The sequence below is a fragment of the Neisseria meningitidis genome, from assembly GCF_022869645.1.
Taxonomy (GTDB): domain Bacteria; phylum Pseudomonadota; class Gammaproteobacteria; order Burkholderiales; family Neisseriaceae; genus Neisseria; species Neisseria meningitidis.
Genome location: NZ_CP064367.1, coordinates 1,587,937 through 1,608,858 on the forward strand (window position 1 = coordinate 1,587,937; position 20,922 = coordinate 1,608,858).

The following is a 20,922-nucleotide window of genomic DNA, read 5'->3' on the forward strand; positions in this document are numbered from 1 at the left end:
AAACCGGCGGCGCGGGGCGGCGTTTTTCAGCAGGCGGGCGATATTTGCTACAATAGGCTTTTGTTTTTTTGGGCTGCACGAACGATGACTGCATCGAAATCAGGTTTTATCGGGCAAATCTTTTCCCGCAATATGCTTGTCTGTATTTTTACGGGGTTTACCTCGGGGCTGCCGCTGTACTTTCTGATTAACCTGATTCCGGCGTGGTTGCGCAGCGAGCAGGTGGATTTGAAGAGCATCGGGCTGATGGCGTTAATCGGTCTGCCGTTTACTTGGAAATTTTTGTGGTCGCCGCTGATGGACGCGGTCAGGCTGCCCGTTTTGGGGCGGCGGCGCGGGTGGATGCTGCTGACGCAGGCAGGTTTGCTGGCAGCTTTGGCGGCATATGCCTTTTTAAACCCCCGTAATCATCTGCCGCTGATTGCCGGCTTGTCGGTGCTTGTCGCTTTTTTTTCCGCCAGTCAGGACATTGTATTGGATGCGTTCAGGCGCGAGATTTTGTCAGACGAAGAATTGGGTTTGGGTAACTCGGTTCATGTGAACGCCTATCGGGTTGCCGCCCTGATTCCCGGTTCATTGAGTTTGGTGTTGGCAGACAGGATGCCGTGGTCAGAAGTATTTGTTATCACTTCATTATTTATGCTGCCCGGCCTTCTGATGACGCTGTTTCTTGCGCGCGAACCCGTGTTGCCTCCTGCCGTTCCTAAAACGTTGAAGCAGACCGTGGTAGAGCCGTTTAAAGAATTTTTTACGCGCAAGGGCATCGCTTCGGCGGTGTGCGTGCTGCTGTTTATCTTCCTTTACAAACTCGGCGACAGTATGGCAACCGCGTTGGCAACGCCGTTTTATCTGGATATGGGTTTCAGCAAGACAGACATCGGTTTGATTGCAAAAAATGCAGGACTGTGGCCGGCAGTGGCGGCAGGTATCTTGGGCGGCGTGTGGATGCTGAAAATCGGCGTAAACAAAGCCTTGTGGCTATTCGGCGCGGTGCAGGCTGTAACCGTTTTGGGGTTTGTATGGCTGGCAGGGTTCGGACATTTCGACACGGTCGGCACAGGCGAGAGGCTGATGCTGGCGGCAGTTATCGGCGCGGAAGCGGTCGGCGTGGGGTTGGGGACGGCGGCGTTCGTATCGTATATGGCGCGCGAGACCAATCCCGCATTTACCGCAACGCAGCTTGCGCTGTTTACCAGCCTGTCCGCTGTTCCCCGTACGGTCATCAATTCCTTTGCCGGTTATCTGATTGAATGGCTCGGTTATGTACCGTTTTTCCAACTGTGTTTCGTACTTGCCCTACCGGGTATGCTGCTGCTGCTGAAAGTTGCGCCTTGGAACGGGGAGAAAACTCAGGATGCAGGCAGATGAACGCGTCAAATTGGAGCCTTTACCTGATATTGTGTGAAAACAGCGCGTTCTATTGCGGCATCAGCCCGAATCCGCAACAGCGGCTTGCCGCCCACACGGCCGGAAAAGGCGCGAAATATACCCGCGTATTCAAACCGGTGGCGATGCGTATCGTTGCAGGCGGGATGGATAAAGGCACGGCACTCAGGCAGGAAATCGCCGTCAAAAAACTGACCGCCGCACAAAAACGGAAATTGTGGGAACAGGCAGAAAAAATGCCGTCTGAAACCTGACGGTTCAGGTTCGGACGGCAGTTGGCAGCAATCAGGGAAAAGCGGGGCAGGCGGTAAGGAAAACCGACGTTTCAACACACAGGACGGCACATAAAGCGTCGCCCTATGAAAGTGAAGGCATATATCAGTATTTTTTATACGCCAACAGAAAAGAATACGATGAACTGTTTGTTGGATTTGTATTGATTAATCAGTATATTTTTTATGCCGGGGTATTTTTCCTTATCGGTATCCCTTCTTTTATGAGGATGCCTGCCGCTCATATAAAGAACGGGAAAATACGATGGGAAAATACGGTACAGCCCTCGACATCGCACAATATGTCAACTTAAAGAGTTAGTATCTACCATGAATATATTCTTTAACTAATTTCTAAGCTTGAAATTATGAGACCATATGCTACTACCATTTATCAACTTTTTATTTTGTCTATTGGGAGTGTTTTTACTATGACCTCATGTGAACCTGTTAATGAACAAACCAGTTTCAACAATCCCGAGCCAATGACAGGATTTGAACATACGGTTACATTTGATTTTCAGGGCACCAAAATGGTTATCCCTTATGGCTATCTTGCACGGTATACGCAAGACAATGCCACAAAATGGCTTTCCGACACGCCCGGGCAGGATGCTTACTCCATTAATTTGATAGAGATTAGCGTCTATTACAAAAAAACCGACCAAGGCTGGGTTCTTGAGCCATACAACCAGCAGAACAAAGCGCACTTTATCCAATTTCTACGCGATGGTTTGGATAGCGTGGACGATATTGTTATCCGAAAAGATGCGTGTAGTTTAAGTACGACTATGGGAGAAAGATTGCTTACTTACGGGGTTAAAAAAATGCCATCTGCCTATCCTGAATATGAAGCTTATGAAGATAAAAGACATATTCCTGAAAATCCATATTTTCATGAATTTTACTATATTAAAAAAGGAGAAAATCCGGCGATTATTACTCATCGGAACTATCATAGGTATGGAGAGAACGATTACAGCACTAGCGTAGGTTCCTGTATTAACGGTTTCACGGTACGGTATTACCCGTTTATTCGGGAAAAGCAGCAGCTCACACAGCAGGAGTTGGTAGGTTATCACCAACAAGTAGAGCAATTGGTACAGAGTTTTGTAAACAATCCAAGTAAAAAATAATTTAAAGGATCTTATTATGAATGAGGGTGAAGTTGTTTTAACACCAGAACAAATCCAAACCTTGCGTGGTTATGCTTCCCGTGGCGATACCTATGGCGGTTGGCGTTATTTGGCTAATTTGGGTGACCGTTATGCGGATGATGCTGCTGCAATTGTCGGTAAGGATGCAAACTTAAATGGTTTGAATTTATGGATGAAAAAAGGTGTGGAAAACCTATGGGATGATACGGTCGGTAAAAAGATCCGTTTAATGTGTATTTCCGTTTTTTGGATTGTGGTTTTCAATTTGTAGCGAATCGGATTCGGCATATACGGCATTGCAAAAAGCGTTTGACTCTCCAATGCCGTCTGAAAACCGGTTTCAGACGGCATTTGCGTTCAGTGAGAAAGGTCGCGCCTGCCGCCCGAACGTCTCGCCGCAGCCTCTGCATAACGGCTCACCTCTTTTTCCAAATCTTCCAAGTTCAAAGGAAAATCAGGCAGTCTGTCCCCCTGTTTCTCTTCGCGGACAATCCGCCCGCCATCTAAATACCACGTCTGTTGCGCATGATAGGTCTGCATATCCGCCGTTACGCCATCCGCTTTCAATGCTACCGTCGAAGATTGTGCAATAAAAAGATTTCCGTTTTTCAAATAATATTCGAAACTCTGGCGTTTTTTCCCATTGTCGAAACTCCAATAGACTTTCTGCGGCAGACCGTCCGCATCATAGCCGACCACAAGACTGTTTGCCTTCATCCCTCGGGGCATCAATTCCCGCATATTCTGATAAAACACAGAATCGCGCGAGTCCGACGCAATCCGGTTACTCTCTTCGCGGAAGTCCCAAACCTTCTGCTCATCATTCGCGACATCCCGATATTTCGCCAAATATACCTGGGCCATCTGATAACACCCGAGGCAATGCTCATAAACATCTTCCCCGATTTTCCCGCGCCCCGACGCATCAAATACCGAACCGTCCGGTTGCCAAACAACCCGATATTCTCCTGTCGTTTCATAATTTTCCCCGTGAACCGTTCCGCCGTACACATTTACAGAAAACGGACGATCGTTCCGATACAGATATTCGGCATTAACAAACGCTTCCGGCGAGCGTTGCGAAAGCGAAACCGCAACCAAACCGCCCTCGCCGATATAGTAATCCAGCCAAACCTCTTCCCCATGTTCCTGCTCCGTTACGTGAAACCATTTCGCCTTTTCTTTCAAACGACTGAGCCGGACAGCGAGTGCAAGATAATCCTTCTCCGACTGCAACGGACCGTCATCCACAGCTCCGGCAAGACTTTCCTCCGTCCTCATCGATTCCTTCACGATGACAACCGCCCTGTCGGCATTTCGGAACAGGCGGGCAAGTTTCGCCACAAAAGCATTCGGATTTTCAGTTGCCGTATCGCTCAAAAACCAACGCGGATTAATCTCATAGGCAATACCCGTTCCCAGCCAAAAGGCAAATACAAGTGCAAAAAATGACAACAGTACCGGTTTGAATTTTTTAAACATATTTATTTTTCGTTTAACAGAATATATCGATTATATCAGACGAGCTTTGATTGTTTGATTTTTAATCTAATCTACGCTTGCTGCCGTACTTTAAAAAAACCTATGCAGGCTGCGGCTTGTTACTCTTGTTTGCTTTGATTCAAATTTTCAACTAATTCAAATGCTTAAGATCGATATTGCCTTTGCCATTTTTCCCAATTTAACGGTCTTCCCGAGCGTTCCCAATCTTCTAAAACCGACATTTTGAACATTTCCATTTCCCACCAATATTCGGCATATGAACGTGATTGATTGGGAATGTCGGCTTCTGCCCGATCGGCAAAATGCAAAAAATGAGAAATATTGCAAACTATATTATTTTCAGGAACTTCTTCGGCAAATAGATGCTTGACTGACTGTAACGCTTCGGTCTGATATTTTTCTGTCCATTTCTCCCATTTTTCAGGCTTTCCCGATATTTCCCAATCTTCCAATGCGGAAGCATTCAAGATTTCCAATTCCCACCAACAGTCGTAATAACGGGAGGATTGGTTAGGAATCTCATTTTCTGCTTCGGAAACAAATTGGGTAAAACTAAAAATATCCTTAACGATTTTTTCAAATCTATTTTCCATAGGTTGCCGCCCCTCCCAATTGCGTGCCAACAATTTCGGCAAAATCAAGCCGGCAAGCCCCGGCATCCTGTGCTAATCGGAGAAAATGCCGTCTGAAAGCCGAATACCGCTTCAGACGGCATTTTGATTGTTGGGTTTTTAATCAGAGCTTTGTTTGATAATTTGTTATTTTGAATAAAATACAGGTTCTGTCGAGCTGATAACTTCTATTACAGAATCGCTAAAAAAGAAAATGTAAGCCTTATAATATTTCTTTTCAAAAAAACCAAAACTTTCTTCTTTCAACCAGTCCATATAACTGTCATCTATTATCTCGAAAAAATAATTTATAGCAGGATTTCTATCCCAATCATTTTTTTCTTTATTTTCAAATAAATATTCTGAAAATTTTACTTTATAAGATTCATCTGTTATTTGAAAATGAATTATATTGTCAATAAATATTTCAATATTTAATTCATAATTTCGGTCGGATGCCAAAATGTTCACATCTTGTTCGGTAACACAAATTTTGTCTACGTAAAATCTGCGACTATTGTTAGAAAATTGTAATGGTTTAATCTTCACTATCGTTTTCCATATCTGATTTTTGTTTTGGCAACACGACGATCAGGGTTTCAGCGACACCGAGGTATTTTACCGTCTAATCGTGGAGATTTTACCGATTTTCTTTCCTATTCCATCCGGTCTTCAAATGGTTGATGACAGTGTTTGCTTTTCAGCCGTCTGCCGTTTTGACTAAAGCACCGACGTATAAGGGACGGAGGCAGGATTTTTGAAGAACTTAGTTCTTAATATCCTGTTTCATTCATCAAAATGCCGTCTGAAAAGCAAATATCGCTTCAGACGGCATTTTGATTGCCGGGTTTGGCTATTTTTTGTTGTAATAATCAAATCGCACGTTGACTATGTCTTTCTCGGTAAAAATATAACGGAGCATCGTTGTGAATCTTTCATAACGTTCATGAATTCCCACACTATCAGGCAACCAAGGGGAAGCTTTAATTTCAAAAAGCTCCCAATTTGGAACCATTAAAAAATCAATAATGGTACCGATTCCAATCACAATATCCCTTGGTATATCCATCGGATAAGGATATTTTTTTCTAACCTCGATTAAATCATTCTCCAATTTCCAATATTCTTCATCATCCCACACCCCGTCATCATACCATTTGCCAATAAATGAATTTTCGTCATACTCTTCAAAACAAGGGATGTTTCTTCTAAAATCCTTGAACTCACACATAATAATTAATCTCCAATACGATTTAGGTTTTTATCAAATGTACCGTTTCTTGTTTCTTTTCTGTAATGTTATTCATCGTAGTAAGGTTCTGTTGAATAATTGTCTTTACCCCCGGCAATGATAGTAACAACTTTCCCTTTTGCTTCCCATGCTTGTACCCCTATTTCATCAAACTCATAGACATATGTCGGATAAGATTCATTTGATAAATAATATTCATCAACACCGTATGATTTAGGGTGATGGAAAAGTTGTTTAAAATCTTCAAAATTTAGACCTATTAAATTAACGCCCATAAAATATAGCTCCTGATAACAAAATATCGAAATAATTTTGTTTTTTTTGACGGCAATGAGTAAATTTGAGTCGGGAGATTCATAATATTCTGTTCTAAACTCATCAGGAGGTTCATACATAAAAGTTTCCAGTATGTTTTTGTATTGTGTTATATCCGCACCAAAACGGAATATTCCTACAGAAGTAAAAGGTACAAATTCGGGAGTTTTAACGACCGCGTCGACCATGCTCTTCTCCTTTTGCTTTTCGATTGGCATTTTTTGTAATATTTCTGATTTTTTGCTTAATCTTTAAGCGTTCATTTTTGGGCATTCCGGGAATAATTTTATTTTCTAATTCAGCAACTTTTGATTCCGCTGATATTTGACTTCGACCGCCATCTCAAGGTCGTCTGAAAATTAAAAGCAGTTTCAGACGACTTTTTGATTTATGCTTGTTACGAAAAATCTTCTAAATGATGGCTAATTGCCTCTTCAATAGTTGGATACCAATCCATAAATGAAGACTGTAATTCCTCTAAAACCAACTCATTGAACAAATCATCTAAATTTCTCCAATCCATTTTTTCATTTGGATAGAGAAAATTTGCCATAACGACAGTATGTTTATTTTTGGAGTAATCTGATAGGGCGCAAATCATCAGATACTGTCCCGAATGCTCCAGATAAAAAATTCTTTTTTCTAAGGGAGATCGATTATTTCGGTGTCCATTTTCCATTTTTTACCCTTTTTGACGTATTGGCTTTCGAGTTCTTAAATTGAGTTACCTGTCTTCCATCAGGAGTTAGAATAACCACTTTTTCTCCTTTTACATAAACATGGTTTCCTGTGTCGGCATCTAAATATTGCTTTCCTTCGCGAACGACACGATTGGAATCTCCCACACTTCGATGAGAATCGTTTTTAGCTTCTTCTTTTCTTTGTTGGGCATGATTAGTTGGTTTTGGTTTGGTCGGACACTCATTATGAACCCAAACCCCTTCCGTTTCCGCCTGATTACCCTTGACGAAATAGGTATGCCAGTCGGCAACGGTCAGGTTGTAGGCTTTGAGCGGCTGCTGTTTGAGGGTAATGTTTTGAACCGTCTGTTTTGCACCGCTTTCGGAAAGCAGGGTGTCGCCTTTTTTCAGACGACCTGCCTGTATCCATTTTCCTTGACTGTAAAACGGGTGGATTTTATTGGAAATCAGGGTTTGGTTGTTGCCGATGCCGTCTGAAATTTCAATGTAAACGGTTTCCCGATACGGATTGCCGTATTGGGCGGTAACAGGTTTGTATCCAGTTTTTCCACTGGTTTCATCTTTGGCGAAGACGCGGTCGCCGGCTTGAATATGGGCAATGGCTTTGTAGCCGTCTGCCGTTTTGACCAAGGTGCTGCCGTGGAAGGAGCAGGTGTAGGATTTTTGAAGAACTCAGTTCTCAATATCCTGCTTCAAATGAAGGAAAGGTCGTCTGTAAATTAAACACAGTTTCAGACGACTTTTTGATTGTTGGGTTTTTAAACCGACCTAATATTTATTAATCTGATGTACTTTCAATTCCAAATTCCTTATTAATAAAAGAGATTTCTTGGGATTCTTTTTCCGTAAGCTGGATATTGAAATCTTCTATATAATCACATAGCGTTTCAAAAGCTAGCAAACGTTCTGAAAAAGTAATGTACTCTAGTGCGGCATCAATTAGATTAGCGTCAATTCTATCTTCAAGAGATTTTCCTAAATTTTTTATTCGTTCGTCTAATGTTTTCATCTTTCAAATACTCATTATTTTACAGGGTTATATTTGGGATTAGAGGTTCTATCGGGGAATGCAGTTACCACTTTTCCTGTTGCAGGTTCATAAACTGTTCTGATACGAATTCCATCTCTCGTTTCATATGATACCCACCTAGCTGGTCTTCCTTTAGCAATATATTTGCCGCCTGTTCCAGTCTGTGCATACCATTGCGTTTTTGGGGATGTAACGATATCACTAATTTCATGAGTTATTTTACTGGCTGACCAATGTTGGGGGAATGTTGTCTTACCAGGTTTGCCAGGAAAAAGATGCCCACCTCCTGCTTCATCTCCATACAGTATATGTTGTATAGAATTTCCAGATAAAACATTAATATGATTAGGATTATCTCTTCCATAATTTTTCTCATGTATATTACTATTTTTCTGGTTCTGTCTGATTCTATTTAACCCCTCTGTTTCTGTAGTAACTTTTCTAGTTGTTCTTGTATTGTATGCAGCAGAAAAATCCCCGCTAACCGCAGCCTTCCCCGGTTTTGCCGCCTTTGTCAGGTTTTTGACTTTGGCAAACGGCAGGACGTTGACCAGGGCTTCGACGGTTTCGGCGGCATTGGGGTTTTCCTGTATCCACCGGTCAACGGCTTCGCGCGTATTTTTTTCAAAGCCCGCCACGCTGCCCAAGCCGCCGATGACGGCGAATTTGCCCTCGGCGGGCAAGGGGGCGATGTTGCGCATTGCGGCTTTGTCTATGGCATAGCGCGTTCCGTACAGTATGTCGCCTATGCCCAAGGCTTCGCCCGCGCTGATAAAGGGGTTGAGCGCGCCGGCGGCGACGCCGTTGATAAACTCCATGCTGTTGCCCCAGCGGTCGAGCTTGGCATTGTGCTCGAACATTTTTCTGTTGGCTTCATCGGCGCGGTCGGAGAAATTGCTGCCGAGGTTGCTGTAATTGTCGGATATGCGTTGCCGGATGCTGCGGGTGTCGGTCGGATTGAGTTTGATGCTGCGTGCTGTGCCGTTGACGTGATAGGTGTATTCGTCGCGTGCACCCGTAGGTTTGGGGTAATTGCCGCCCTTCGGGCCGTCGTAGGCATCGGCGGGATGATGTTCGTGTCCTTCCCAGTTGAGCCGGTATACGGTAAAGCCTTCGTCAACGTTGCCTTTTTCTTCGCTCGCGCTGTCGGCGGCGTGGTTGTCGAAGGGGGCGTGTTCTTCGTATCCGTGTCCGGAAAAGCGGGTGTGGTAGCCGATTGTGCCGTTGATGTTTGCCTGCTGGATGAGCAGGTTGCCCATCCGGTGGGTATAGTCTTGGATGACGTTGATTTGACCGGTGCGGTCGGAGACGCTGCCGCGCGGGTCGCCGAAGAGGTGGTATTTGCCTCCGGGTTCGTAGTGCTGCCGTTGGGCGTTATCGGTAATGAACGGGTCTTGCGCCAAGTCCGCCGCGAGGGCGGGCTGTATGAGTGCGGCCGCCGCTACGGCACAGGCGGCAAGGAGCTTGATGAGTCTTCGCAGCGGTTTCACGGTTTATCCTCCTTTGCGGCGGCGGATGACTTCGTTGCCGACATCGGGTTTTTTACCGTTGTTTTGTTTGAAGTCGGGACGGTTTTGGGCGGTTGTGTCGCCGTAGGGGGTGATGTCGGAGAAATCGACCATCAGGCGGTCTGAGGCTTTGACGGTTTTGCCGACGCTGTAAGGTCCCATCCAGAGGGCGTATTGTTCTTGGTATTGGGATTCGTAGGCGGCGGTTTTAGGGGCAATCAGCAGTTTCCGGCTGTCGCGGTCAACGGCGAAATATTCGAGCTTGGTTTGGGCTTTAAGGGTTTCGGCGTTGTAGAGGTGCAGTTCGGTGCGGCTGCGGACGGTGCCGAATACGTCGACGGTTACGAATACGTCGGTGTCGGCGTATTCGGGCGGTACGACTTCGATGCCGCGCAGGTAGAAGACGGTTTGGATGAGGTTGGTCAGGAAGGAAACGTCGCGGGGGTTGGCGAGCAGGGTTTCGTTGCGGTAGTCGCCCGTGCCGTTGACGGACAGTCCGGCGGAGCGTTCGCCTTTGCGTCCGCTGTTTTTCGTCAGGGCGGCGGCGGGGGCGTTCAAAAGCGATGTGGAAGTGGTTACGCTGGAGAGCGCGTCGGATTTGGTGGTGGCGGTAGTGTCGTAGGCGGGGTAGCTGTATTGGGTGGCACTTTCGGGGTTGTTGTGGTAGCCGCCGCGTATCAGTGCGTCGATAGAGTAGCGTCCGCCGCTTATGTTGCCCGAACCTTGGTCGCCCATAACGGAGACGTAAAGGGCGGCTTTGCGTCCTTTCAGGGCGGACAAGTCCATTTCTTTGACGGCGGCGCGGGACGATGCGGCGACGAGTTCTTGTTCGACGGCAAAGCGTTTGCCGCCGCCGTGGGCGGGTATGCCGGTCAGTGTGCCGCAGGCTGTGAGGACGAGGGGGATGAGGAGGAGCAGGGTTTTCATAGCGGGGTTTGTTTGATGTTGAACGGATTTTGAGTGTAAAGGAATTTTAAGGGTTTGTAAACAAAAGGGGCGAAAATGCCGTCTGAACGGCGGAACGGTCTTTCAGACGGCATTTGTGCTCAATAATAATATCCCGCGCCCAGAATACACGGTTTGGATGCGCCGGTTGCTTTGTGCGGACTACCGGGAATGCGGTTGACCCAACACGCCGCCATCCATGCGAACGCGGCGGCTTCTACCCATTGCGGATCGAGGTTCAGTTCGGCGGTGCTGTGCAGGGAAACGCGTGTGCCGAAACATTCTGCCAAATCCGCCATTAAAACAGGATTGCGGATGCCGCCGCCGCAAATGTACATTTGACGGGCATCTGCCGCTGCGTGTGAGACGGCGTCGAAAACGGTTTGCGCGGTGAATCGGGAAAGCGTCCGCAATACGTCGTATCGGTTTTCGCCGCCGTCAAGGTAGGTTTCGAGCCAATTTAGGGCAAACAGTTCGCGCCCCGTGCTTTTAGGGTGGGGTTGTGCGAAATACGGGTGGGCGAGCAGCCTGTCGAGCAGTTGCGGCAATATGTTGCCTTGTGCCGCCTTTGCACCGTTTTTGTCGTAAGGAAGCTGCCAGTGTGCCTGCATCCACGCGTCCATCAGCATATTGCCCGGTCCTGTGTCGAAGCCGAAGGCGGGTGCGTCGGGGGGGAGTACGCTGATGTTGGCAATCCCGCCGATGTTCAGTACCGCGCGTGTTTCCCTGTCGTCGCGGAACAGGGCTTCGTGAAAGGCGGGGACGAGCGGCGCGCCTTGTCCGCCGGCCGCAAGGTCGCGGCTGCGGAAGTCGCCGACGGTAAAAATCTGAGTCCGTTCCGCCAGCAGCGGCAAATCGGCAAGCTGTACGCTGTAACTGTGTTCCGGCGCGTGTCTGACGGTTTGCCCGTGGCAGCCGAGGGCGGTAATGTCGGACGGCGCGAGGTTTTGACTGCACAGCAGTTCGGCGGCGGTTTGCGCGTACAGGCGGCTGAGTTCTTGCGACAACATCCTGCTGCGGTGCAGTTCGTCCGCGCCTGTGTCCTGCAAATCCAGCAATTTGCGGCGTAACCTGCCGGGGTAGGGGGTAAAGGCGTGCCCTTCCGCGCCCAGCCATTTGCCGCCGTCCATCCGTATCAGTACGGCATCCGCCCCGTCCATGCTGGTTCCCGACATGATGCCGATGTAAAGCTGTGTTTCCATCATCACTCCCAAACTGGTGCAAAACGCCATTTTAACGTGTATTGACGCTCGTATACCGATTTGCCGCCGCAGTGTAAATAAAGTGTAAATAAATGTTTCAAGACGGATGGAAAAATATTATAATGCGCCCGCAACATCCAGTAGTAGAAGTGTCATACAAACCGTTTCCGGCAGCAGTTTTGCATTCGGTCAGGTTTGGGGGTATTTGGATGCGGTTCAGAAGGAAGGATGCGTCTGCCATATCCCGAAACGGCAGTTCGACCGGAGGCAGCAGTACAGTGTCGGCAACACTCATGATTTCCACCACATTAAAGGAAGATTGCCATGGCTCAAATCCAAATGAGCGCAAATGTTAAAACCATCAACGCCGTCTTTGCCGCCATGCTGGTAGGTACAGTCGGCTATTTTATTTATTGGGGCTTGGGTTATACCCATTACAATTACGCCGCCTTATTCATTATTGCCACGATGTTCGGCGTGTTTATGGCGTTCAACATCGGCGGCAACGATGTTGCCAATTCTTTCGGCACCAGCGTCGGTGCGGGTACGCTGACCATCCCGCAGGCTTTGCTGATTGCGGCGGTATTTGAGGTCAGCGGCGCGGTCATCGCGGGCGGTGAGGTAACCAATACCATACGCAAAGGCATCGTCGATTTGAAGGGTGTTGATTTCGAACCCATACAGTTTGTGTTTATTATGATGTCCGCGCTTTTGGCGGCGGCGTTGTGGCTGTTGTTTGCCTCGAAAAAAGGGCTTCCGGTATCTACCACCCATTCCATTATCGGCGGCATTGTCGGCAGCGCGGTATGTATGGCGGTAATGAACGATGCCGCATCGGGCGATTTGATACGTTGGGGCAAGCTGGGCGGTATTGGTGTTTCTTGGGTATTGTCGCCCGTGTTGGGCGGCGCGGTGTCCTATTTCCTGTTTTCGCGCGTCAAGAAAAACGTCTTAGATTACAACGCTTGGGCGGAAGGCACGCTCAAGGGCATCAAGCAGGAAAAAAAGGCCTATAAAGAACGGCACCGCCTGTTTTTCGAGGGTTTGTCCGAAGCCGAAAAAGTCGAGTACGCCACCAAAATGGCGCACGACGCGCAAATTTACGACGAACCCGAATTCGATCCGCAAGAGCTGCAATCGGAGTATTACCGCGGTCTTTATGCGTTCGACAACCGTAAAAACAATGTCGATTCCTACAAAGCGCTGCATTCTTGGATTCCCTTTATCGCTTCGTTCGGCGCGATGATGATTTCCGCTATGCTGATTTTCAAGGGCTTGAAAAACCTGCATTTGGGGATGAGCAACGTCAACAGCTTCCTGACCATCTTTATGATAGGCGCGGCGGTGTGGATGGGGACGTTTGTGTTTGCCAAAAGCCTCAAGCGTAAAGACTTGGGCAAATCAACCTTTCAGATGTTTTCATGGATGCAGGTCTTTACCGCCTGCGGCTTCGCATTCAGCCACGGGGCGAACGATATCGCCAACGCCATCGGTCCGTTTGCCGCGATTATGGATGTTTTGCGTACCAACAGCGTTGCCGCGCAAAATGTCGTCCCCCCGATTGCGATGCTGACTTTCGGTATCGCGCTGATTGTCGGTTTGTGGTTTGTCGGTAAAGAGGTGATTAAAACCGTCGGTACGAGTTTGGCGGAAATGCATCCTGCTTCGGGTTTTACCGCCGAACTGTCCGCCGCATCCGTCGTGATGGGCGCGTCGCTGATGGGGCTGCCCGTGTCCAGTACGCATATCTTGGTCGGCGCGGTACTCGGCATCGGTCTGGTCAACCGCAATGCCAACTGGAAACTGATGAAGCCCATCGGTTTGGCGTGGGTCATTACCCTGCCTGCCGCCGCCGTATTGTCGGTTGTCTGCTACTTGGTTTTACAGGCAGTATTCTGATTGTAAAATACTGATGCCGTCTGAACCCGTGTTCAGACGGCATTTTGTTGATGGAATGTGCGGGCTTGTGCCTTATGCACAATCTGTTCTGTCGGGATATGCCGTTTGGTATAGTGATTAACAAAAATCAGGACAAGGCGACGAAGCCGCAGACAGTACAGATAGTACAGCAAGGCGAGGCAACGCTGTACTGGTTTTTGTTAATCCACTATATCTTGGTTTCGGAACGGTCGGACACAAAGGTGCGGAACGTTATGATATGCCGCCGCCTGTTCTTGAAAACACTTATCCTGCCGGCAGCAAAATGCCGTCTGAAAAAGCCTTTCAGACGGCATTTGTACGTTAGCCACAATCACACCGTTTGCGAATATTTCGCCTTGGTTTCTTTATGGCGCAGGTGGTAATCGAAAACCATGGCGATGTTGCGGATGAGGAAGCGTCCTTTCGGGGTAACGGTCAGTCCGTGGCTGTTCAGGCGCACCAATCCCAAACCGGCGAGTTTTTCCAAATCCGCCAGTTCGTCTTTGAAGTAGCGGTCGAACGGGATGCCGAACATACTTTCGTAAATCCGATAGTCGAGCGCGAAACGGCACATCAAATCCTGAATGATGTTGCGGCGCAGGATGTCGTCCTGATTGAGCTGATAACCGCGCATGATGGGCAGTCTGCCTTCGTCGATGGCGGCATAGTAGGCATCGATGTCGCGTTCGTTTTGGGAATAGGTGCTGCCGATTTTGCCGATGGACGACACGCCGATGGCGACCAAATCGCAATCCGCGTAGGTCGAATAGCCTTGGAAGTTGCGCTGGAGGAAGCCTTCTTTGAGGGCGATGGAGAGTTCGTCGTCAGGTTTGGCGAAATGATCCATGCCGATGAAGACGTAGCCGCGTTCGGTTAGGGTTTGGACGCAGTATTGCAGCATATCGAGCTTCTCTTCGCTGTCGGGGACGGAGGCGGTATCGATGCGGCGTTGCGGTTTGAACACGTGCGGCAGGTGGGCGTAGTGATAAAGGGCGAGGCGGTCGGGATCGAGCGACAAAACGGTATCGATGGTGGTTTTGATGCTTTCCGAAGTCTGGTGCGGCAGGCCGTAAATCAAATCGACGCTGACGGATTTGAACCCCGCTTCGCGCGCCGCATCGATGACTTCTTTGGTTTCTTCGTAACTTTGGATGCGGTTGACCGCCGCCTGCACTTTGGGGTCGAAATCCTGAATGCCGATGCTCATGCGGTTGAAGCCGAGTCTGCCGAGCATGAGGACGGTGTCGCGGCTGACTTTGCGCGGGTCGATTTCGATGGAGTATTCGCCGGTGGGGATTAACTCGAAATGTTTGCGTATCATGCGGAAGACACGTTCGATCTGTTCGTCGCTCAAAAAGGTCGGAGTGCCGCCGCCGAAGTGCAGTTGGGCAAGCTGGTGCCGTCCGTTCAGATGTGGAGCGAGCAGTTCCATTTCTTTTTCAAGATATTCGATGTAGGCATCGGCGCGGCTTTTGTCTTTGGTGATGATTTTGTTGCAGCCGCAGTAGTAGCAGATGGTGTTGCAGAACGGAATGTGAATGTAAAGGGAAAGCGGTTTGTTTAACGCGCCCATACCGCGCAAATGTAAAGCTTTGATATATTCGCCTTCGCGGAAACCGTCATGGAAACGGTCGGCGGTAGGGTAGGAAGTGTAGCGCGGGCCGCTGGCGGGCAGGCTGGCAATCAGCGCGCGGTCAAACTCGGGACGGTCATCGTTTACATTGTGATTGTTCTGTATCTGAATGATTTTCATGGTGTGTGTGGTTTTATGATGTTAGTCAAATTTTGGATAGTTTGGTAGAATGCCACAGTATGATAAACCTGTCTTGATATGTGTCAATAAGCACATATAGTGGATTAAATTTAAATAAGGACAAGGCGAGGCAACGCCGTACTGGTTTAAATTTAATCCACTATAATCATGATGGGGCAAAGCGCACAAAAAGGTACGGTATGGCTTCGCATAATACTACACATCAGATGAAAACGCTGTGTTCTTCCTGTTCTTTGCGGGAACTCTGCCTGCCTGTCGGGCTGCTGCCCAACGAGCTCAGCCAACTCGATGCCGTCATCCGTCAAAGCCGCCGCCTGAAAAAGGGCGAATACCTGTTCTGTGTCGGCGAAGCCTTTACCTCGCTCTTTGCCATCCGTTCGGGCTTCTTCAAAACAACCGTCGCCAGTCAGGACGGCCGCGATCAGGTAACGGGTTTCTTTATGTCGGGCGAACTCATCGGCATGGACGGCATCTGTTCCCATGTGCACAGTTGCGACGCGGTCGCCTTGGAAGACAGCGAAGTGTGCGAACTGCCGTTTACCCACATCGAAGAACTGGGGCAAAACATCCCCAGCCTGCGTACGCACTTCTTCCGCATGATGAGCCGTGAAATCGTGCGCGACCAAGGTGTTATGCTGCTGTTGGGCAATATGCGCGCCGAAGAGCGGATTGCCGCCTTCCTGCTGAACCTTTCCCAACGCCTTTATTCCCGAGGTTTTGCTGCCAACGACTTCATCTTAAGAATGTCCCGCGAAGAAATCGGCAGTTATCTCGGGCTGAAACTTGAAACCGTCAGCCGCACATTATCCAAGTTCCATCAGGAAGGATTGATTTCCGTCGAACACAAACACATCAAGATCCTCAATCTGCAGGTGTTGAAGAAGATGGTATCCGGTTGTTCGCACGCCATTTGATTAACCCGTACGAACATTTCAGACGGCATTCTCAATAAACACAGGGCAGACGAAAACATCTGTCCTGTTTGTTGTATCTGCCGCAAAGTGCCGTCTGAAAACCGGCAGCCGCCTAAATCGAAAAATCCTCGCTGATGGGCGTGTACAGAATCCTATCCACCTTCTCGCGTGTCAGGTGCGGCGCAAACGCTTGGATAAAGTCGTAGGCATATCCGCGCAAATAAGTATCGCTGCGCAAAGCAATCCACGTCGGCGACGGCTCGAACAGGTGTGCCGCATCCACAAGCTGCAAATCGCCGTCCGTATCCAGGTTGTACGCCATTTTCGCCATCAGTCCCACGCCCAAACCCAAGCGCACATAAGTCTTCAATACGTCCGTATCCGCCGCCGCCAATGCGACATCCGGCTGTTCCAAACGGGCTTTGGAAAATGCCCGCGCGATGCTGCTGCCCGTGTTGAATGCAAATTCATAGGTAATTAGTGGAAACCTCGCCAAATCTTCAATACGGAGGGGGTTTCTGCATTCGAGCAAGGGGTGGTCGTTCGGTACGATAACCGCATGAGTCCAGTCATAGCAGGGAAGTTTTCCCAGTTCGGGATGGTCGTCTATCCGTTCCGTAACAATCGCCAAGTCCGCCTCGCCTGAGGTAACCATACGTGCGATGGCGGCAGGGCTCCCCTGTTTGATGGTCAGGTTGACTTTCGGATAGCGTTTCACAAAATCGGCAACAATCAAGGGTAGGGCATAGCGTGCCTGAGTATGCGTCGTGGCAACCGTCAGCGAACCGCTGTCCTGTCCGGTAAACTCGCTGCCGATATTTTTAATGTTCTGTACATCGCGTAAAATACGTTCCGCAATATCCAAAACCACCTTGCCCGGCTGCGAGACCGAAACCACGCGCTTGCCGCTGCGGATAAAAATCTGAATGCCGATTTCTTCTTCCAGCAATTTGATTTGTTTGGAGATGCCGGGTTGCGAAGTAAACAAGGCTTCGGCCGCTTCGGAAACGTTCAGGTTGTGCCGGTAAACTTCTAAGGCGTATTTCAATTGTTGTAATTTCATGGCGGGTCGGTGTGGGTCTGTGTCGGGTGGCTGAACATTGTTTATAATTTATCATATTTTCTTGCCGGTACGGTATGGGGCTTTGCCGTTGTGTTTGTTGTTTTTGTGCAACGGCAATCGTGCGATATGGAAAAAATCCCCCTAAAGTAATGACACGGAATTGATTTTTCGGCATGATAGACTATCAGGAAACAGGCTGTTTTACGGTTGTTTTCAGGCGTTGAGTATTGACAGTCCTCCCCCTGCTTCTTTATAGTGGAGACTGAAATATCCGATTTGCCGCCATGTTTCTACAGCGGCCTGTATGTTGGCAATTCAGCAGTTGCTTCTGTATCTGCTGTACAAATTTAATGAGGGAATAAAATGACCAAACAGCTGAAATTAAGCGCATTATTCGTTGCATTGCTCGCTTCCGGCACTGCTGTTGCGGGCGAGGCGTCCGTTCAGGGTTACACCGTAAGCGGCCAGTCGAACGAAATCGTACGCAACAACTATGGCGAATGCTGGAAAAACGCCTACTTTGATAAAGCAAGCCAAGGTCGCGTAGAATGCGGCGATGCGGTTGCTGCCCCCGAACCCGAGCCAGAACCCGAACCCGCACCCGCGCCTGTCGTCGTTGTGGAGCAGGCTCCGCAATATGTTGATGAAACCATTTCCCTGTCTGCCAAAACCCTGTTCGGTTTCGATAAGGATTCATTGCGCGCCGAAGCTCAAGACAACCTGAAAGTATTGGCGCAACGCCTGGGTCAAACCAATATCCAATCTGTCCGCGTCGAAGGCCATACCGACTTTATGGGTTCTGACAAATACAATCAGGCCCTGTCCGAACGCCGCGCATACGTAGTGGCAAACAACCTGGTCAGCAACGGCGTACCTGTTTCTAGAATTTCTGCTGTCGGCTTGGGCGAATCTCAAGCGCAAATGACTCAAGTTTGTGAAGCCGAAGTTGCCAAACTGGGTGCGAAAGTCTCTAAAGCCAAAAAACGTGAGGCTCTGATTGCATGTATCGAACCTGACCGCCGTGTGGATGTGAAAATCCGCAGCATCGTAACCCGTCAGGTTGTGCCGGCACACAATCATCACCAACACTAAGGCTAGGCAATATCTTGCCGATGCATGAGGTTAGTGGATTTTGTACCAGGTACTGTTGCAATATTCGTGAAACGTCGGTCGGCATCGATGATGTGAAACAAACCCCCGCTTTTGCGGGGTTTGTTTTTTTGGGTGGTTTTCTGAAACGGCTATCGTCAGAATCGGGGTGCAGGTTCAGATTCAGATTCAGGTTTGTGTCCCATTGCCGTGCTTTATAGTGGATTAACAAAAATCAGGACAAGGCGACGGAGCCGCAGACAGTACAAATAGTACGGAACCGATTCACTCGGTGCTTCAGCACCTTAGAGAATCGTTCTCTTTGAGCTAAGGTAAGGCAACGCTGTACTGGTTTAAATTTAATCCACTATATCGGTTGAAACTCTGATTTTAAGGCGGTAGGATGTGGGTTTGCCCATAGAAAGGGAATCCTTTCTGTATCAAGCCCTGAAAGGGATAATTCATACAAATTCACGCCTTTCCCCTTCATTGGGAAATGGATGGAATCGTGCCAGATGTGTGCGGCACTGTATGCCGGATATGGTTTTATCATCAGCCCTTTTCGGTTGAAACCTTGCCAGTTGCAGCGATTGAGCCTAATCGGTGGCGGAAGTTGCCGCTTTGCATTCGGGGTGGCGTGCAGTGCGGTGCTTTGATATGCCGTTTGTGTGTTGAAACAGGGTGGTCGGTGCATACGGGTACGGTATGGCCAAAGCTAAAAGTGAAATACGCTGAAACACTGAATGAGCCGCTTTATTGTTTGTACGGCCTTTGCTGCCTTGCTATGATTTAAATTGGATTCGCCCGCCGGATATTTTGGGATATGAAAGAATTTGACTTCATCAAACGGTATTTGCAAACAGGCACGGATAATGATGTCGTATTGGGCATAGGCGACGATGCGGCGATTGTCCGCCCGCGTGAAGGCTTCGATTTGTGTTTCAGTGCGGATATGCTTTTGAAGGACAGGCATTTTTTTGCAAATGTCAAACCTGAAGACTTGGCTTGGAAGGTTTTGGCCGTCAATGTTTCGGATATGGCGGCGATGGGTGCGATACCGCGTTGGGTGTTGCTGAGCGCGGCGTTGCCCGAATTGGATGAGGTATGGCTGAAACGGTTTTGCGGCAGCTTTTTCGGTTTGGCAAAAAAGTTTGGCGTAACGTTAATCGGCGGCGATACGACCAAGGGCGATATGGCGTTCAATGTAACCATTATCGGCGAATTGCCGAAGGGTAGGGCGTTGCGGCGTGATGCGGCGGTTGCGGGCGACGATATTTGGGTGTCGGGGCGTGTCGGTATGGCGGCGGCGGCTTTGAACTGCCGTCTGAAACGGTGTGTGTTGCCGGATGATGTGTTTGCCGAATGCGAACAAAAGCTGCTCCGCCCCGAGCCAAGGGTTGGGCTGGGGCTTGCGCTGTTGCCGTTTGCCCGGGCGGCGCAGGATGTTTCAGACGGCCTCGCGCAAGATTTGGGGCATATCCTGACCGCTTCCGGCGTGGGGGCGGAAATTTGGGCCGATTCGCTGCCGTCTTTATCCGTATTGAAAGATATTTTGCCCCGAGCGCAATGGCTGTCTTATACTTTGGCGGGCGGCGACGATTACGAGCTGGTGTTTACCGCGCCGGAAAGTTGCCGCAGCCGCGTGCTTGATGCGGCAGAACGGTGCGGCGTGCCGGTAACGCGCATCGGCAAAATCAACGGAGGATGCCGTCTGAAGGTTTTAGATGCCGACGGCAGGGAATTGGAACTACATTCTTTAGGATTCGATCATTTTGGCTGATTTTAAACCTGACTTTGCGTGGCTGTTGAAACGACCGTTGTGTTTTTTGGCTTTTGGTTTCGGCAGCGGGCTGGCTCCGTTCGCGCCGGGTACATTTGGCACTTTGGCGGCACTGCCTTTGGCATTTGTGCTGATTTTGCTCGGCATAGACGGGCTGCTGCTGGCTTTTTTGTGTATCGTGCTGTTTATGTTGGGCATACGCATTTGCGCTTATGCGGAACGTGAAACGGGTGTCAGCGACCATGGTGGGATTGTTTGGGACGAGATTGTCGCCATGCTGTTTGTGCTGGCGTTTGTGCCGTTCAGGTGGACGTGGTGGCTGGCGGCATTTGTCCTATTCCGTCTGTTTGACGCGCTCAAACCGTCTCCCGTCGGTTGGTTTGACAAGAATCTGCACGGCGGTTTGGGCATTATGGCGGACGATATGGCGGCTGCGGTGATGACTTTGATTGTCTTGAGGATTGCAATGCTGTTTTAAACGGTGCTGCCTTGTAAAAATG

Annotated in this window: 23 protein-coding genes and 1 pseudogene; 10 read left to right on the top strand and 14 right to left on the bottom strand. The window is 48.8% G+C overall.

What is annotated here, in order from left to right:
- The first annotated feature begins 84 nt into the window (after window positions 1–84).
- The 4 genes from IUJ45_RS08115 (at window position 85) to IUJ45_RS08130 (ending at window position 3,086) form a co-directional block, all read left to right on the top strand.
- Window positions 85–1,368, top strand: coding sequence for an MFS transporter (locus IUJ45_RS08115; RefSeq protein WP_002245866.1), 1,284 nt, complete (start codon window positions 85–87; stop codon window positions 1,366–1,368).
- Entirely contained in the window at window positions 1,365–1,640 is a 276-nt protein-coding gene (locus tag IUJ45_RS08120) for a GIY-YIG nuclease family protein (protein ID WP_002245867.1), read from the top strand. The genes IUJ45_RS08115 and IUJ45_RS08120 overlap by 4 nt, the downstream gene beginning before the upstream one ends.
- 386 nt (window positions 1,641–2,026) lie before the next feature.
- Window positions 2,027–2,794, top strand: coding sequence for an RTX iron-regulated FrpC family protein (locus IUJ45_RS08125; RefSeq protein WP_010981284.1), 768 nt, complete (start codon window positions 2,027–2,029; stop codon window positions 2,792–2,794).
- A 16-nt stretch (window positions 2,795–2,810) separates the two neighbouring features.
- Complete coding sequence (locus IUJ45_RS08130; protein ID WP_002246811.1) at window positions 2,811–3,086, top strand: hypothetical protein; 276 nt, start codon at window positions 2,811–2,813, stop codon at window positions 3,084–3,086.
- A gap of 86 nt (window positions 3,087–3,172) precedes the next feature.
- Here the strand turns inward: IUJ45_RS08130 and IUJ45_RS08135 are convergent, their stop codons facing one another.
- From IUJ45_RS08135 to IUJ45_RS08190, 12 genes and pseudogenes are all read right to left on the bottom strand, one after another.
- Window positions 3,173–4,297, bottom strand: coding sequence for a hypothetical protein (locus tag IUJ45_RS08135; RefSeq protein WP_002246782.1), 1,125 nt, complete (start codon window positions 4,295–4,297; stop codon window positions 3,173–3,175).
- A 164-nt stretch (window positions 4,298–4,461) separates the two neighbouring features.
- On the bottom strand, window positions 4,462–4,911 hold the full coding sequence (locus IUJ45_RS08140; RefSeq protein ID WP_002234680.1) for a hypothetical protein: 450 nt from the start codon (window positions 4,909–4,911) through the stop codon (window positions 4,462–4,464).
- Window positions 4,912–5,076: 165 nt separating this feature from the next.
- The gene (locus tag IUJ45_RS08145; protein ID WP_000695010.1) at window positions 5,077–5,478 is read right to left on the bottom strand and encodes a hypothetical protein; all 402 of its coding nucleotides are present in this window, start codon (window positions 5,476–5,478) and stop codon (window positions 5,077–5,079) included.
- Window positions 5,479–5,782: 304 nt separating this feature from the next.
- A complete protein-coding gene (locus IUJ45_RS08150) occupies window positions 5,783–6,160 on the bottom strand; it encodes an immunity 41 family protein (RefSeq protein WP_002245869.1) in 378 nt (125 codons plus the stop codon).
- 68 nt (window positions 6,161–6,228) lie between these two features.
- Window positions 6,229–6,684: a hypothetical protein gene (locus IUJ45_RS08155; RefSeq protein ID WP_002245660.1), complete on the bottom strand. Its 456-nt coding sequence runs from the start codon at window positions 6,682–6,684 to the stop codon at window positions 6,229–6,231.
- Window positions 6,665–6,838, bottom strand: a pseudogene (locus tag IUJ45_RS08160) (HINT domain-containing protein); the annotation flags it as partial. The gene IUJ45_RS08155 and the pseudogene IUJ45_RS08160, both read right to left, overlap by 20 nt.
- A 55-nt stretch (window positions 6,839–6,893) precedes the next feature.
- Window positions 6,894–7,175 (bottom strand): hypothetical protein, encoded by a 282-nt coding sequence (locus tag IUJ45_RS08165; protein ID WP_002233526.1) that lies wholly within the window; start codon window positions 7,173–7,175, stop codon window positions 6,894–6,896.
- Window positions 7,153–7,827, bottom strand: a complete 675-nt coding sequence (locus tag IUJ45_RS08170; protein ID WP_002246773.1) for an HINT domain-containing protein — start codon at window positions 7,825–7,827, stop codon at window positions 7,153–7,155. Before IUJ45_RS08170 ends, IUJ45_RS08165 begins: the two co-directional genes overlap by 23 nt.
- Window positions 7,828–7,975: 148 nt before the next feature.
- Window positions 7,976–8,206, bottom strand: a complete 231-nt coding sequence (locus IUJ45_RS08175; RefSeq protein WP_002220318.1) for a MafI family immunity protein — start codon at window positions 8,204–8,206, stop codon at window positions 7,976–7,978.
- A 14-nt stretch (window positions 8,207–8,220) separates the two neighbouring features.
- Window positions 8,221–9,717 (bottom strand): polymorphic toxin MafB class 1, encoded by a 1,497-nt coding sequence (gene mafB, locus IUJ45_RS08180; RefSeq protein ID WP_002245877.1) that lies wholly within the window; start codon window positions 9,715–9,717, stop codon window positions 8,221–8,223.
- Window positions 9,718–9,720: 3 nt separating this feature from the next.
- The gene (mafA, locus tag IUJ45_RS08185) at window positions 9,721–10,662 is read right to left on the bottom strand and encodes an adhesin MafA (protein WP_002245878.1); all 942 of its coding nucleotides are present in this window, start codon (window positions 10,660–10,662) and stop codon (window positions 9,721–9,723) included.
- Between the two features lie 119 nt (window positions 10,663–10,781).
- Window positions 10,782–11,882, bottom strand: coding sequence for an anhydro-N-acetylmuramic acid kinase (locus IUJ45_RS08190; RefSeq protein WP_002246794.1), 1,101 nt, complete (start codon window positions 11,880–11,882; stop codon window positions 10,782–10,784).
- Window positions 11,883–11,988: 106 nt separating this feature from the next.
- Between IUJ45_RS08190 and IUJ45_RS08195 the strand changes: the two genes are divergently transcribed.
- Window positions 11,989–12,225 carry a hypothetical protein gene (locus tag IUJ45_RS08195; protein ID WP_153308390.1) on the top strand — a complete coding sequence of 79 codons (237 nt, stop codon included), beginning with the start codon at window positions 11,989–11,991 and terminating at the stop codon, window positions 12,223–12,225.
- The gene (locus IUJ45_RS08200) at window positions 12,207–13,781 is read left to right on the top strand and encodes an inorganic phosphate transporter (RefSeq protein ID WP_002212449.1); all 1,575 of its coding nucleotides are present in this window, start codon (window positions 12,207–12,209) and stop codon (window positions 13,779–13,781) included. The genes IUJ45_RS08195 and IUJ45_RS08200 overlap by 19 nt, the downstream gene beginning before the upstream one ends.
- Window positions 13,782–14,133: 352 nt before the next feature.
- Here the strand turns inward: IUJ45_RS08200 and hemN are convergent, their stop codons facing one another.
- Window positions 14,134–15,555, bottom strand: a complete 1,422-nt coding sequence (gene hemN / locus IUJ45_RS08205; protein ID WP_002220324.1) for an oxygen-independent coproporphyrinogen III oxidase — start codon at window positions 15,553–15,555, stop codon at window positions 14,134–14,136.
- Window positions 15,556–15,755: 200 nt separating this feature from the next.
- Here hemN and fnr point away from each other — a divergent pair, with 200 nt between their 5' ends.
- Window positions 15,756–16,490, top strand: coding sequence for a fumarate/nitrate reduction transcriptional regulator Fnr (gene fnr / locus IUJ45_RS08210; protein ID WP_002212452.1), 735 nt, complete (start codon window positions 15,756–15,758; stop codon window positions 16,488–16,490).
- 112 nt (window positions 16,491–16,602) lie between these two features.
- Here fnr and IUJ45_RS08215 read toward each other — a convergent pair whose 3' ends face one another.
- Window positions 16,603–17,553 (bottom strand): CysB family HTH-type transcriptional regulator, encoded by a 951-nt coding sequence (locus IUJ45_RS08215; protein WP_002245881.1) that lies wholly within the window; start codon window positions 17,551–17,553, stop codon window positions 16,603–16,605.
- Window positions 17,554–17,916: 363 nt separating this feature from the next.
- Between IUJ45_RS08215 and rmpM the strand changes: the two genes are divergently transcribed.
- The 3 genes from rmpM to IUJ45_RS08230 all read left to right on the top strand — a co-directional run bounded on the left by rmpM (window position 17,917) and on the right by IUJ45_RS08230 (window position 20,900).
- On the top strand, window positions 17,917–18,645 hold the full coding sequence (rmpM, locus tag IUJ45_RS08220) for a peptidoglycan-binding outer membrane protein RmpM (protein WP_002226062.1): 729 nt from the start codon (window positions 17,917–17,919) through the stop codon (window positions 18,643–18,645).
- 820 nt (window positions 18,646–19,465) lie between these two features.
- Entirely contained in the window at window positions 19,466–20,422 is a 957-nt protein-coding gene (gene thiL / locus IUJ45_RS08225; protein ID WP_002222003.1) for a thiamine-phosphate kinase, read from the top strand.
- Window positions 20,415–20,900, top strand: a complete 486-nt coding sequence (locus IUJ45_RS08230; RefSeq protein ID WP_002236692.1) for a phosphatidylglycerophosphatase A family protein — start codon at window positions 20,415–20,417, stop codon at window positions 20,898–20,900. Before thiL ends, IUJ45_RS08230 begins: the two co-directional genes overlap by 8 nt.
- Window positions 20,901–20,922: the final 22 nt, after the last annotated feature.